Below are 13884 nucleotides of genomic sequence, written 5' to 3'. Positions count from 1 at the left end.
GGTTTCTACCGGCCCCGGAATTAGACCCTCCGGGGTTATTTTTTGCAAAGAGAACAACATGTTGCGATTTTTAATAAAAGTAAGGAAAATCGATATACTCTGTGTGTTAATTGGGATCCTGACAAAAGTAAAGTAACTATACTGATGATGAACCCAAGTCATGCATGCTTTTATTAGTGATAATAACCTCTAAATCACGTAGTATATCTATTGGATTTCTCAAAGAAACGCCACCACGTTTTTTTCCATTCGTTTATTCTGCATAAAATTGCAATTCACCGGTTTTATCTGGTAGCTTCATAAATCCTTCTAGTGCTTGAAATTTTTTTGACAATATCTTTACCTCTCTTTTTAGGCGCTTATCTCTTTCATATCACTAACCAGTGTGCTCTCCCCCTTTCTCATCTTATAATACCTTTTGACTCTTCGATATGAAATCAGTTAATTCAGTTAATTAAGCAAATGCAAATTGTGCTATTTTAAAAATTAGCATGATACCAGCAATCACCAATGAAACACTTATTAAACCATATAGCATTCTAAAGAAAGCATATACTCCTAATATATTAGCGAATGAAATAAACATACAGATGCCTTAAAGAGGTGTCTATACCATTTAAAGCAGGGATCTCTATACAATCCCTGCTTTTAGTCAAACAAGTTTTTTTCGTTTAGCGTAAGCTGACTTGCGGAATAACGATTACCTTGCTTCCACTTCACTTCAATTGTAATATCATGGCCTTCAAGCTCCCGTTCATCCAACCGCTCTAAGAAAGAAACGGACTCCTCTTTTGCGCTTCCATCGCGAGAAGTGCCGCCGGAATAATCTCGAATAGGGATTTCTGTATCAGAGCTGAGCAGATCCTCACCATCCTTTTTTACAATTAGTGCTTCCACATAAGTGCTGTCTGCTTTATCTGTATCACCGATCCAATACAGATTGCCGCTGTATTCATTCGGTGCATCTTCATTTTTTGTGAAAACAGCTTTCCAATCCTGATCTTTGCTTTCTCCCTGCCAATTTGGATACTCCATTCGCACATGATGAATCAGCTGATAGGAAAAAAAGATCAAGCAGAAAGCCAATAATAGGGATGCCATGAAAATGAGAGGGTATTTATAATGACTGGACATAAAAAAACTCCTATTCATTTAATCAATAACCTTTGAAAAAAGAATTTCATCCCGAATCAAAGCCGTTTTCAGCTTTCTCGGGAATCTCTGGCTTGAGTCGCCTCGCTTTTTCAACTGCATTCGGAAACAATGCGGCGAATTGATAGCCTCTCTTTTGATAAAACGCCATCGCATGTACATTATCATTCGTTGTGATAAGCTTTATTCGTTGACAATGTGCATGTTTAGCCGTCTCTTCAACCTGCTGCAGTAAAGCTGTGCCGATTCCTTTCTTTTCAATGATACTATCTAATGAAATAATCTCACAATCTTTTCCATTTATTGCGTGTGTAATACAACCAATGATTTCGCCATCCTCATCTAAAGCGGCATAGCCATCTAATTCATCACATCGAAACATGCCGCTGGAAATCACCATCTCGGGTGAACCCCAATGCTTGGCATAAAAATCGGTCATTACATGTTTCGATAACTCACTGCTTGAGACGATTTTCATCTTAAATCTCCTTTCTAGAAAATGTGTAATTTCAATTTATACAATAAATAATAATAAGGAAATAGTTTGAGGTGACGGCATGGAAATCAACATGTCATTTACGGGAGCACCATATAGACGGAGTGCTGGAAGAGCTTATCAAGAGCGCTCCAGTGCAAAGATTAAAAGGAATCTACCAAGGGGGAGCAAGCTTTTTAGTTAATTCAAAATGGGATGTGACCCGGTATGAGCACTCTATCGGCGTGATGCTCCTCATCAAAAACTTGGGAGCCGGCCTGCTCCACGACGTGTCACACACGGCTTTTTCCCATGTAATCGATATTGTCTTTGAAAATGAAGCGGAAGACTATCATGAAAATAGCTTTCAACAAGTCATTATTCACTCTGAGATCCCGGGTATTCTAAAAAAACACGGTTATGATACCGAAGAAATTTTATCAGACGATACGAGATGGACATTGCTCGAGCAGCCCACACCAGAGCTGTATGCCGATCGGATTGACTACACGCTGCGGGACATGTACCGTTATGGGCACATTAGCCTGAACGAAGCACAAACCGTTTTGAATCATCTCATTATGAGAAACGGAAGGATGTTTCCGGATGGAATCGAAGCTGCCGAATGGTTTGTCTGAGTGTATTACATGGAAGTGATAGATTTCTTTTTGAATCCCGTGAATGTATACGGATATGAGTATTTAGCGCAAACGTTGAAAGCTGCGTTGCGGCATAATGTCATATCCGCAGAAGATCTGCTGAAAATGGATCAAGAAGTACTCGACATCCTGCACGCAGCAAAAAATAAAGAAGTACTGAACTTGCTTCAACATATTCATCCCCGCATCCAAGTAAAAGAAGATAACACTCAGTACGATTTCCATCAAAAGAAAAAAATGCGCCTCATCGATCCATCCATTTTTTATCATGATGAATGGGTCAAAGTCTCAGCTGTCTCCGAAAACGTCAGAAAAATGGGAGAGGCCGCTTATCAAAGAGCAAAAAAAGATGTATGTATAAAAGTGATGCATCACTAATTGCCGCGTAACAGCGGTTTTTTTCATGTTTGACTATGTAAACCAAGGGGAATAGGACAAACTGCGGGACCGTTTTATGAGAATATCAGCGTATTTACATACCATTCGGGGGTATAGTATTCTCAAAAGAGCATGTTTGATTGCAGGCAAAATGAAAGTAAAAATGAAGCAAAGGAGAATGAACATGAAAGTCTCTAAAAAAGCACTGGGAATTCTGATGTTATCTCTTATTTTTGTTTTATCAGCTTGTGGAAATAACAGTAGCACGAATGAAAACAATCATGAAAATCATTCAGGTTCGTCATCACATGAAGAAATGGAGCATTCCGGATCGGCTGACGTACCAGAGGGATTACAGGAATCTAAACATCCGAAATATAAAGTAGGCAGCCAAGTGGTCATCAATGCATCTCATATGAAAGGCATGAAAGGTGCAGAAGCTACAGTGACAGGCGCCTATGACACAACAGCGTATGTAGTCTCTTACACTCCGACAAACGGAGGGCAGCGCGTAGATCATCACAAATGGGTGATTCAAGAAGAAATTAAAGATGCCGGAGATAAAACATTAAACCCCGGAGATCAAGTGATCTTAGAGGCTTCTCATATGAAAGGCATGAAGGGAGCAACAGCCGAGATCGACTCCGCCGAAAAAACAACCGTATACATGGTTGACTATACATCGACAACGAGCGGTGAAAATGTGAAAAACCACAAATGGGTGACCGAAGGCGAGCTTTCAGCTAAGTAATAAAAAATCCTCCTTTTACAAGGAGGATTTCAGCGTGTCGACAAACCCTCGCATTCGTTGTCAGTCCTGCGCGTTGGTGCTCACGAATTTCTACATTCGCTGCGCTCCAACGCTCGTCCTTCCTAGACTTCAAGGGTTTTCAATCACGCTGAAAGATGAAAAAATCCTCCTTTTACATGGAGGATTTTTTTGCTGTCTGAACAGGTCTTGTTAAAGAAATGAAAGCAAACAGGACAGCGATAATGACAATCGATCCGCCGCACCATGCCGTTGAGACAACAGTCCCCGTCTGATCCAAAACAACACCGCCAATGGCTGAGCCAAGGGCAATTCCGACTTGGAGGGCAGAGGTATTAAAGCTTTGCTGAATGTCAGACGAATCTGGTGCAATTTCAATTAAATAGCTTTGCTGAGCCGGGGCGAGACTCCAGCTTAGCAGACCCCAAATGACCATAACAGGCAAAAAGAAAATCATAGACGATGTAGATAGCGGCAGTAAGAACATAATGATGGCAAAGGAACCGGTCACCAGCAAAATGCTCTTAAAGGAACCAAGCCGGTCAGAAAGCGCTCCTCCGAATGGGCCTCCGCATACAGCGGATATCCCGAAAAGGAAATAACAAATGCTGACCCAGAAAGAGCTCAGGTGAAGAGTCTCTTCTAAAAACGGAGCGAAGTAAGCGTATAGCGTATAATGCCCCGCCAATGTAAACATCGTGACGAGATGTGAACTTGCGATTTTCAGATTGCCAATCGTCTTGAGCTGATCCCTGAAAGGAATCATTTTTTCCGCTGGTATCTTTTCTAAGAAGATTGAAATAATCAGCATAGAGACCAGCGCCAACAGGCCGATGCCAAGGAACAAAATGCGCCATCCGAAAGAGTCACTGATTAAGATTCCGAGCGGCACGCCTAATGCAATAGCGGAGCTGAATCCCATAAAAATAATTCCGATTGCGCGGGCTCTGTATTCAGGCGCCACAATTTTCGGGGCAATCGTTAAAGAGAGCACAACAATCAGACCTGTACTCATTGCTGCTAATACCCGAGATACCATCAATGTTGCAAAATTAGGGCTGAAATAGGCAACAAGGTTGCTTAGGAAGAAAACAAATAAGGCAATTAAATATAAACGCTTCCGTTCAATCTTCGCGGTCAATGCCATAAGCAGCGGCCCTGACACTGCATATCCCAGCGCGAACACACTGATCAGCTGCCCGGCTGAGACAATGGAAATGTCTAAATCATTTGCGATCTGAGGAAGAATTCCTCCCACAATTAACTCAACCAACCCGACTGCAATCGTAGAAGCTGCAAGCAGGAAAACTTTAAAATTCATAACAAACTCCTTTACTTAAATGTTTTGACAAATAAAAAAATCCTGATTACAAAAAATGTCATAAACAATTTTTGTAATCAGGATTTTACGGTTCCTGGTAGACACCCTCAAACCATATTATTGAGGTTATACAAGAGATAATTGCTATTTAATTGATTCGTTGCTGTTGATGAGTGTATCACATTATGAATGAATCTTCCATAGAAAAATTTACAAAGCAATGAACCGGACAAGAATATGATTATATTTATCTAATAAAAGTATAGACATTTAATGTTTAATGTCTATAATAACAGTTGTAAGCGTTTTAATCACAAGGGGGGAAAGCAGTTGAAAAAAATATTACTGGCGTGCAGTTCAGGAATGTCTACCAGTTTATTGGTGACAAAAATGAAGGAATACGCTCAATCCATCGGAGATGAAGCGGAAATTTGGGCAGTCAGCCAAGATAAGGCGAAAGAAGATATGAGAAATGCGGATGCTGTTTTGATCGGTCCGCAAATGAGCTTTCTGAAAAGCGAACTCCAAAAAGAGGCGAATCAATACAACATTCAGGTTGAAGTCATTGACATGATGGCCTACGGAATGGCGGACGGCAAAAAAGCGTATGAGCAGGCATTGTCTTTAATGGGGAATCAATAATGGAACAGATGAACATCACGGATTTAAAAGACGAACAAATCAGTTTTCAGCTTATCCTGTACAGCGGCAATGCCCGAAGCTCCATCATACAATCTCTGCGCGCCTATAAGGAAGGGAACAAGGAGGAGGCGGATGCCCTCATTGCGAAGGCTGAGCAGGATTTATCCGCGTCACTTTCAATTGATACAGAAAGAATCCAGCGGGGATGAGGCGGCTTTCTCCTTGCTGCTCATGCATGCGGAGGATCACCTGATGTCAACATTAGCCATGAAGGAATTAGTGAAAGAGCTGCTTGATCTCTTTAAAACAAAAAATCTATAAAAAATCGGGGTGGATAAGGTTGTTCGAGAAAATCAGCCAATTCCTTGTTCCAATTGCAGGGACGTTAAACAATAACCGCTATTTGCAAGTGTTGCGTGATGCATTCATGCTGGCTTTCCCGCTTACGATATTCGGGTCCATTTTTGTGGTGTTAACGAACCTGCCGTTCTTAAACAAATTTATGAATGCCTCAATGCTTACATCGTTTCAGTCTCAATTCGGCATTGCCTCCACTGCGACTATGGGCATTATGTCTGTCTTTGTCGTTTTCGGGATAGGCTATTACCTGTCAAAAAGCTATCAGGTTGAAGCTGTATTTGGCGGCGCGATCGCTTTGGTTTCCTTTTTGCTCTTAACGCCATTTATCATTCAGCCGGAAACAGGAGATGCCGTTACAGGGGTTATCCCGGTCGACCGTCTCGGTGCAAAAGGGATGTTTCTTGGCATGATAACGGCATTTCTATCTACTGAAATCTACAGAAGAATTGTTTAAAAAAACCTGACAATCAAAATGCCTGCCGGCGTTCCGCCTGCTGTGGCAAAATCATTTGCCGCACTTATTCCGGCTTTTATTACATTGACAGTGTTTTTGCTGATTAACGTTCTGGTGACACAGCTTTTTAGAACAAATATGCACGACGTTATTTATCATGCGATTCAGGCGCCGCTTGTCGGACTTGGAAGCGGTATCATTCCGACGCTGATTGCCGTGTTTTTCATTCAAATCCTTTGGTTTTTCGGCCTGCACGGACAGATTATTATCAACTCCGTGATGGACCCGATTTGGAATACACTGCAGGTAGAAAACCTTTCTGCTTATACAGCGGGAAAAGAAATCCCTCATATTATTTCAAAGCCGTTTATGGAGATTTATACAGTAGGGATGGGAGGAACCGGGATGACGCTTGCGATTGTGTTTACCATTCTTATATTCATGAAAAGCAGGCAGATGAAGCAAGTATCGAAACTCGGCCTCGCCCCCGGTATTTTTAACGTAAACGAACCGATTATCTTCGGGCTTCCAATTGTCATGAACCCGATCATTATTGTGCCTTGGGTTTTGGCGCCGATGGTTGTTACGCTCGTCACCTATCTGGCCATGTCAGCGGGGCTCGTTCCGCCACCGACTGGTGTGACGGTGCCGTGGACGGTTCCGTTATTCATTAATGGCGTCATGGCGACGAACTCGATCATGGGGGGCGTGATGCAGCTTGTCAATCTGCTGATTGTTTTCGTGATATGGTTTCCGTTCCTGAAAGCAATGGACAAATTAAATCTGGTAAAAGAAAAAGAACAGGCTGTCCAAGAGTCAGCTGCTCAGCAAAATGATAACAATATCAAAATGTGACATAAGGGGAGAGAGACTTGGCACAAACAGAACAATATCGTTTTCCGAAAGATTTTTGGTGGGGGTCATCCGCCTCAGCAACACAAACGGAGGGTGCCGCCGATAGAGACGGAAAAGGGCAGAATATTTGGGATTATTGGTTTGAAAAAGAACCGCATCGTTTTTTTGATCATGTCGGACCCGCAGCTACATCTCAATTTTACGACAACTATAAAGAAGATATCAGGATGATGAAGGAGCTTGGCCACAATTCGTTCCGGATGTCGATTTCCTGGTCGCGTTTAATACCGGACGGAGTAGGCGAGATCAATGCCAAAGCAGCGGATTTTTATAGTAGTGTCATTGATGAGTTGATCGCGAACGGAATAGAACCTTTTGTCAATTTGTTTCATTTTGATATGCCGATGGAACTTCAAAAAAACGGCGGCTGGGTAAATAGGGAAACGGTTGACGCTTATGAAAATTATGCGAAAACAAGCTTCCGTTTGTTTGGCGATCGGGTGAAAAAATGGTTTACGCATAATGAACCGATCGTCCCCGTAGAAGGCGGATATTTATATGATTTTCATTATCCAAACAAGGTCGATTTTAAAGAGGCCGTCCAGGTCGGATTTCATACAATGCTATCAAGTGCCCGTGCCATTCAGGCATACAGGGAGATGAAGCAGGACGGAAAAATAGGCATCATCTTAAATTTAACCCCTTCATACCCAAGAAGCAGCCATCCTGCGGATGTAAAAGCAGGGGAAATAGCAGACGCGTTTTTTAACAGGTCCTTTTTAGACCCTTCTGTTAAAGGAGAATTCCCTAAAGAGCTGGTTGAGATTTTGAAGAGAGAAGGCTTTGTGCCCGACTATAAGAAAGAAGATCTTGAGGCCATCAAACACAATACAGTTGATCTGTTAGGTGTGAATTATTATCAGCCGAGACGTGTAAAGGCAAAAGAACATCTTCCGAATCCCGACGCTCCTTTTTTGCCGGACAGGTATTTTGGTCCTTACATCTTGCCGGGCCGCAAAATGAATCCTCATCGCGGCTGGGAGATTTACGAAAAAGGCGTTTATGATATTTTGATCAATTTAAAAGAAAATTACGGGAACATTGAGTGTTTTATTTCAGAAAACGGGATGGGAGTTGAAGGCGAGGAACGCTTCAGGGATGATCAAGGCATTATTCAAGATGATTACCGGATTGAATTTATTAAAGAGCACCTCAAATGGATTCACCGTGCCATCCTGGAAGGATCAAATGTAAAAGGCTATCACTTATGGACATTCATGGACAACTGGTCTTGGACTAATGCCTATAAAAACAGATACGGGTTTGTATCAGTCAATCTCGATAAAGACGGAGAAAGGACCGTCAAAAAGAGCGGAAAATGGTTTAAAAAGATTGCTGAGCAAAACGGTTTCTAGATTTACAGATTTTCCGGCAACCATCATGAAAATTAGAGTTCACAGCAAAGCCACAACATTGATGAAACAGGGAAAAGAACTTATGATATCCGTAATAGCTTATGTGATATCAAACTCTAACAGCTGCCGGAGGATACCAATGAACAAATACGAAATCATCGCAAATGAAATGAGAAATAGAATCAAAAATAACGTCTATCCGATCGATCAGCCGATCCCTGATGAAGTATCTCTTGCAAAAGAATTTAACTCAAGCCGCATGACAATGAAGAGAGCCTTGGATAATTTGGTTGCCGAGGGTCTGTTGTTTAGAAAACGGGGCCATGGCACATTTATTATTCAATCAGCAATACAGGATGACCATGTCCATGTAGTCAGCAATGAGATTTTGGGATTGACCAACTTGCTGAAAGATAAAAAAATCAAAAGTAAGGTCATTCAGTTTGAAGTGCAATTTCCTACTGAGGAAGTGGCCGCCCATTTGTCTATTGATCAGAAAACACCGGTTTATTATGTCGTAAGGCTGCGCATTGTAGAAGATGAACCCTATGTATTGGAAAAAACATATATGCCGACTCATTTAATACCGGGCATTAATGATGATGTCCTTCATGATTCGATCTACAATCATATTACCAACGTGCTGCAGCTCAAAATCGCCGGAACGCATCGGAAAATCAGAGCCTGCAAATCTGATCATATTGACCAGCAGCATCTGGGCTGCAAACAGGATGATCCAATTCTTGAAGTTGAACATGTCGGCTTCTTAGACAACGGCATTCCTTTTGAGTATTCCTTTTCACGTCATCGGCATGACAAATTTGTTGTTACTTCTGTAAACATACGGCGCTGATTGCGGAGACAACAAGGAGGCCATCTGCATGCTTGGCGGTATTGAAGCAGGCGGCACAAAGTTTGTTTGTGCTGTCGGTAAACAAGATGGAACGATCATTGACCGGATAGAGTTCCCCACAACGACGCCGGATGAAACGATAGAGAAAGTGATTCGGTATTTTCGCCAATTTTCTTTACAGGCAATCGGCATCGGCTCCTTTGGTCCCGTTAATAACGATAAAACCAGTAAAACATACGGAACCATTACGGCGACGCCGAAAGCGGGCTGGGGACACTATCCCTTTTTGCAAACCGTTAAGAATGAAATGAAAATCCCAGTCGGTTTTAGTACGGATGTCAATGCTGCGGCGCTGGGTGAATTCCTTTTCGGTGAAGCGAGGGATCTCAACAGCTGCCTGTATATCACAATTGGCACTGGGATAGGTGCGGGTGCAATTGTAGAGGGCAAGCTCCTTCAGGGGCTGTCACACCCAGAGATGGGCCATATTTATATCCGGCGGCACCCGGATGACATATACCAAGGGAAGTGCCCGTATCATAAGGACTGCTTTGAAGGCTTAGCTTCCGGTCCCGCTATAGAAGCACGCTGGGGAAAAAAAGCTGCTGATGTATCAGATATGAATCAAGTCTGGGAACTGCAAGGATACTATATTGCCCAAGCGTTGGCTCAGTATATTTTGATCCTGTCACCCAAAAAAATTATTCTTGGCGGCGGCGTCATGCAACAGAAACAAATATTTTCTTATATTTATCAGTATATACCGAAAATCATGAACAACTACTTAAATTTTTCTGAATTATCAGATAATATAGGCGGTTATATTGTACCTCCACGTTTAGGCAGCAACGCCGGAATCATCGGCACGCTTGTCTTAGCGCATCAAGCCTTACAAGCAGAATCAGCATCCGGGGAGGTGCGGTCATGAAACACCCTTTATTTTTGGAGCCTGTCTTTAAAGAAAGAATATGGGGGGGAACAAAACTTCGAGATGCCTTCGGCTATGCGCTACCCTCAGAAAGAACAGGTGAGTGCTGGGCCGTTTCTGCACATGCCCATGGCTCGTCGGCTGTTAAAAATGGCCCGCTGGCAGGAAAGACACTTGATCAAGTATGGCAGGATCACCCGGAAGTTTTCGATTTTCCAGATGAAAAGGTGTTTCCGCTGCTGGTAAAGCTGCTGGACGCCAATATGGATCTCTCCGTGCAGGTACATCCTGATGATGATTATGCGACACTTCACGAAAACGGCGATCTCGGAAAAACGGAGTGCTGGTATATAATTGATTGCAAGGATGACGCCGAACTGATTTTGGGCCATCACGCAAGCACAAAGGAAGATTTTAAACGGCGAATGGTAAGCGGCGATTTGAAAGGGCTGCTGAGGCGAATCAAAATCAAACCCGGAGATTTCTTTTATGTGTCAAGCGGTACGCTCCATGCCTTGTGTGAGGGCACCCTTGTCCTTGAAATCCAGCAAAACTCTGATACAACGTATCGCGTTTACGATTATGACCGTTGTAATGACCAGGGCCAAAAAAGATCTCTTCATATAGAAAAAGCTATGGATGTCATAACAATACCGCATATCGATCAAGTGTATGCACCGGAAGTGAAAGAAGTTGATAACGCGGTGATCACTGCTTATGTACAATCGGATTATTTCTCAGTGTACAAATGGAAGATTAGCGGGCGAGCTGTTTTTCCTTCTCATCAAACCTATTTGCTGGGGAGCGTTCTGTGCGGATCAGGACGAATCGTAAAACATGGTATTCAGTATGAGTGCAATGCAGGCTCACACTTTATTTTGCCTGCGCATTTTGGCGAATTTTCAATAGAAGGAACATGTGAGTTGATGATATCTCATCCTTAATGAATGGGGGAATGACATTTGTTTAAGAAACATACTCTTTGCTCATTTTCTTTTTACTTGCGTCTTTTATTTTAGCAAAACCAATTGAAGCGCACACTGTGTCGCCTGTAAATCCTCATGCACAGCAGACAACAAAAGCAGTGATGAATTGGCTTGCTCACTTGCCGAATCGAACGGAAAACAACGTCCTTTCCGGAGCGTTCGGAGGGTACAGTCATGACACATTTTCTATGGCTGAGGCTGATAGAATCCGAAGCGCTGCAGGACAATCACCTGCTATTTACGGCTGTGATTATGCAAGAGGATGGCTTGAAACAGCTAATATTGAAGATTCGATTGATGTAAGCTGCAACAGCGATTTACTTTCGTATTGGAAAAGCGGAGGAATCCCGCAAATCAGTTTGCACCTGGCGAATCGGCTTTTCAGTCAGGGCATTTTAAAACACCGATCACAAACGATCAGAATAAAAACATACTAGATTCATCAACAGCGGAAGGGAAGCGGCTGAATGCCATGCTCAGCAAAATTGCTGACGGACTTCAAGAATTGGAGAATCAAGGTATGCCTGTTCTGTTCAGGCCGCTGCATGAAATGAACGGTGAATGGTTTTGGTGGGGACTTACATCATATAACCAAAAGGATAATGAAAGAATCTCTCTATATAAACAGCTCTACAAGAAAACCTATCATTATATGACCGACACAAGAGGACTTGATCATTTGCTTTGGGTTTACTCTCCCGACGCCAACCGAGATTTTAAAACCAATTTTTACACGGGGGCGTCTTACGTGGATATTGTCGGATTAGATGCATATTTCCAAGATGCGTACTCGGTTAACGGCTACGATCAGCTAATAGCGCTTAACAAACCATTTGCCTTTACAGAAGTCGGCCCGCAAAATGCAAACGGCAGCTTCAATTACAGCCTGTTGATCAATGCAATAAAACAAAAGTATCCGAACACCATTTACTTTCTGGCTTGAAATGATGAATGGAGCCCAGCTGCAAACAAGGGTGCTTCAGGTTTATATAACGACAGCTGGGCACTCAATAAGGGTGAGATATGGAATGGTGATTCTTTAACGCCTATCGTCGAATGAATCCAAAGCTGAAGGTGCTCAAGACATTTCTTGAGCACCTTCATACATGGATTAGGCTAGGCATTCATATCGCCTAACCCAGGACTGTGTTCATTTGCAATTTCCGGAAGCACTGGTACAGGGAACCCTGCCGGAGGCTCTATTACTTGTAACTCTCCGCCATTTCTGCTCGGAGATGTTCCTTGAAAGATTTCGCCGATTCTTGTTTCATCCAATCTGAAATTAAACTGTGCATTGTGGTAGCCTAATTCAACATACTTTCTGCACTCAGGATATTTATTAATGTCGTAATTCGGCACAGGTAAGAGCTTCGCCCACTCAACACCCAATGTCTCGAGCGCTTTCGCAAACGCATTTTGGTGAGCATTGTCACGCACAATCAGAAAAGCAAGAGTCTCCCGAAACGTCTGATTAGAACTCATTTCATAAATCCTTGTTTTCTGCAGCACGCCTGTTGACTCAAGAAGCAAGTTATCCAACAGGTCGGTAATTAAGTTTCCATGGTTATATACCCATGACCCATTCCACGGATTGCCCCCTGCATCAACTGGAAGGGAACTCTGCGCCCCAATAATGTAATGATGAGGATTAGCATGTTTAACGGCTTCATCAAGTGGTGCCTGATCTGCACCTTGACTGCCGACACCTGCACCTCCTGATTCATCTAATAAAGCATTAATTGTGTTTTGAACCAGTTCAACGTGTGCGATCTCCTCTAAAAAAATGCCACGGAGCAGATCACGGTACTGTTTCTGTTTTCCTCTGAAATTGGAGCTTTGGAAAAAAAACTGCATCATCGTACGCATTTCTCCGTAATGGCCGCCTAATATTTCCTGGAGGACCTTAGCAGCTGACGGGTCTGGCTTGTCCGGTTTAATGATATTGATCAGCTCTTCTTTGTAGTAATACATAACACACCTCATTTCTAGTAATTGTTTTCTTATATACTTTGTAAAAATAGATAAAATATACGCATCACTAAGCCCGTAAAAGAATCCGATAAAAAAATATAGAAAAAGTGTTGACCGCAGAAATTGCACATGGTATATTATTAAACGTCGCTGATGAACAGCACGAAACAAAACGAAAACAAAAAAATTTCTCAAGGTGTTTACAAGTTTTTAAAAATGTGTATAATAAGAAAAGTCGAGTTGAAAAAGATTCGATCTTCGAAAAAACATTTTTAAAAAACTTCTTGACTTCAACATCAAATGATAGTATGATAGTTAAGTCGCTTGATAAGCGCCCGTAGCTCAATTGGATAGAGCGTTTGACTACGGATCAAAAGGTTAGGGGTTCGACTCCTCTCGGGCGCGCCATTATAAAATACCACGCGGGTGTAGTTTAGTGGTAAAACCTCAGCCTTCCAAGCTGATGTCGTGAGTTCGATTCTCATCACCCGCTCCATTGTTTATTGAATGATCTTTGAAAACTAAACAAGACAAAACGTACCTGTTAATTCATTTTTTATAAAATCGCACAGCGATGTGCGTAGTCAGTCAAACTAAGGCCTGCACGACGCAGGTCACACAGGTGTCACCGCAGGATGCGGTGGACTTAACCTGTGATCCATTTTA

Annotated in this window: 9 protein-coding genes, 2 tRNA genes, 5 pseudogenes and 1 riboswitch; of the genes and pseudogenes, 12 read left to right on the top strand and 4 right to left on the bottom strand. The window is 42.4% G+C overall.

The features are described from left to right. Positions 1 to 648 precede the first annotated feature (648 nt). Entirely contained in the window at positions 649 to 1134 is a 486-nt protein-coding gene (locus tag MOF34_RS06515; RefSeq protein WP_268399259.1) for a DUF4944 domain-containing protein, read from the bottom strand. An 18-nt stretch (positions 1135 to 1152) separates the two neighbouring features. Further along, positions 1153 to 1630 (bottom strand): annotated as a pseudogene (locus tag MOF34_RS06510) (GNAT family N-acetyltransferase). Positions 1631 to 1875: 245 nt separating this feature from the next. On the opposite strand from MOF34_RS06510, the pseudogene MOF34_RS06505 reads away from it, so the two are divergent. Next, positions 1876 to 2664 (top strand): annotated as a pseudogene (locus tag MOF34_RS06505) (hypothetical protein). 136 nt (positions 2665 to 2800) lie between these two features. Next, positions 2801 to 3415 (top strand): YdhK family protein, encoded by a 615-nt coding sequence (locus MOF34_RS06500; protein WP_268399375.1) that lies wholly within the window; start codon positions 2801 to 2803, stop codon positions 3413 to 3415. 172 nt (positions 3416 to 3587) lie between these two features. Here the strand turns inward: MOF34_RS06500 and pbuE are convergent, their stop codons facing one another. Continuing rightward, positions 3588 to 4754 carry a purine transporter PbuE gene (pbuE, locus tag MOF34_RS06495; RefSeq protein ID WP_268399257.1) on the bottom strand — a complete coding sequence of 389 codons (1167 nt, stop codon included), beginning with the start codon at positions 4752 to 4754 and terminating at the stop codon, positions 3588 to 3590. Positions 4755 to 4808: 54 nt separating this feature from the next. Further along, positions 4809 to 4908, bottom strand: a riboswitch (purine riboswitch). Between the two features lie 176 nt (positions 4909 to 5084). Here pbuE and MOF34_RS06490 point away from each other — a divergent pair. From MOF34_RS06490 to MOF34_RS06455, 8 genes and pseudogenes are all read left to right on the top strand, one after another. After that, positions 5085 to 5396 (top strand): PTS sugar transporter subunit IIB, encoded by a 312-nt coding sequence (locus MOF34_RS06490; protein ID WP_019713462.1) that lies wholly within the window; start codon positions 5085 to 5087, stop codon positions 5394 to 5396. After that, positions 5396 to 5717, top strand: a pseudogene (locus MOF34_RS06485) (PTS lactose/cellobiose transporter subunit IIA). Before MOF34_RS06490 ends, MOF34_RS06485 begins: the two are co-directional and overlap by 1 nt. Before the next feature lie 19 nt (positions 5718 to 5736). Next, a pseudogene (gene celB, locus MOF34_RS06480) lies at positions 5737 to 7065 on the top strand (PTS cellobiose transporter subunit IIC). A 17-nt stretch (positions 7066 to 7082) separates the two neighbouring features. Next, entirely contained in the window at positions 7083 to 8480 is a 1398-nt protein-coding gene (locus tag MOF34_RS06475; protein ID WP_268399254.1) for a glycoside hydrolase family 1 protein, read from the top strand. A gap of 139 nt (positions 8481 to 8619) precedes the next feature. Next, on the top strand, positions 8620 to 9333 hold the full coding sequence (gmuR, locus tag MOF34_RS06470) for a transcriptional regulator GmuR (protein WP_019713466.1): 714 nt from the start codon (positions 8620 to 8622) through the stop codon (positions 9331 to 9333). A 28-nt stretch (positions 9334 to 9361) separates the two neighbouring features. Then, positions 9362 to 10261 carry an ROK family protein gene (locus MOF34_RS06465; RefSeq protein ID WP_268399252.1) on the top strand — a complete coding sequence of 300 codons (900 nt, stop codon included), beginning with the start codon at positions 9362 to 9364 and terminating at the stop codon, positions 10259 to 10261. Continuing rightward, a complete protein-coding gene (gene manA / locus MOF34_RS06460; RefSeq protein ID WP_268399250.1) occupies positions 10258 to 11205 on the top strand; it encodes a mannose-6-phosphate isomerase, class I in 948 nt (315 codons plus the stop codon). The genes MOF34_RS06465 and manA overlap by 4 nt, the downstream gene beginning before the upstream one ends. A gap of 143 nt (positions 11206 to 11348) precedes the next feature. Further along, positions 11349 to 12190: pseudogene (locus MOF34_RS06455) on the top strand (glycosyl hydrolase). Between the two features lie 173 nt (positions 12191 to 12363). On the opposite strand, the gene MOF34_RS06450 reads toward MOF34_RS06455, so the two are convergent. Continuing rightward, positions 12364 to 13218, bottom strand: a complete 855-nt coding sequence (locus tag MOF34_RS06450; RefSeq protein ID WP_268399247.1) for a manganese catalase family protein — start codon at positions 13216 to 13218, stop codon at positions 12364 to 12366. Positions 13219 to 13549: 331 nt separating this feature from the next. Between MOF34_RS06450 and MOF34_RS06445 the strand changes: the two genes are divergently transcribed. Beyond that, positions 13550 to 13626 (top strand) — tRNA-Arg (locus MOF34_RS06445). A gap of 14 nt (positions 13627 to 13640) precedes the next feature. Then, a tRNA-Gly gene (locus tag MOF34_RS06440) sits at positions 13641 to 13714 on the top strand. The last annotated feature ends 170 nt before the right edge of the window (positions 13715 to 13884 follow it).

It is taken from the genome of Bacillus sp. T17B1 (genome assembly GCF_026796395.1).
Taxonomy (GTDB): domain Bacteria; phylum Bacillota; class Bacilli; order Bacillales; family Bacillaceae; genus Bacillus; species Bacillus spizizenii_A.
The sequence above is the reverse complement of the archived record's forward strand: the minus strand, read 5'-3'. Positions and strand labels throughout refer to the sequence as shown.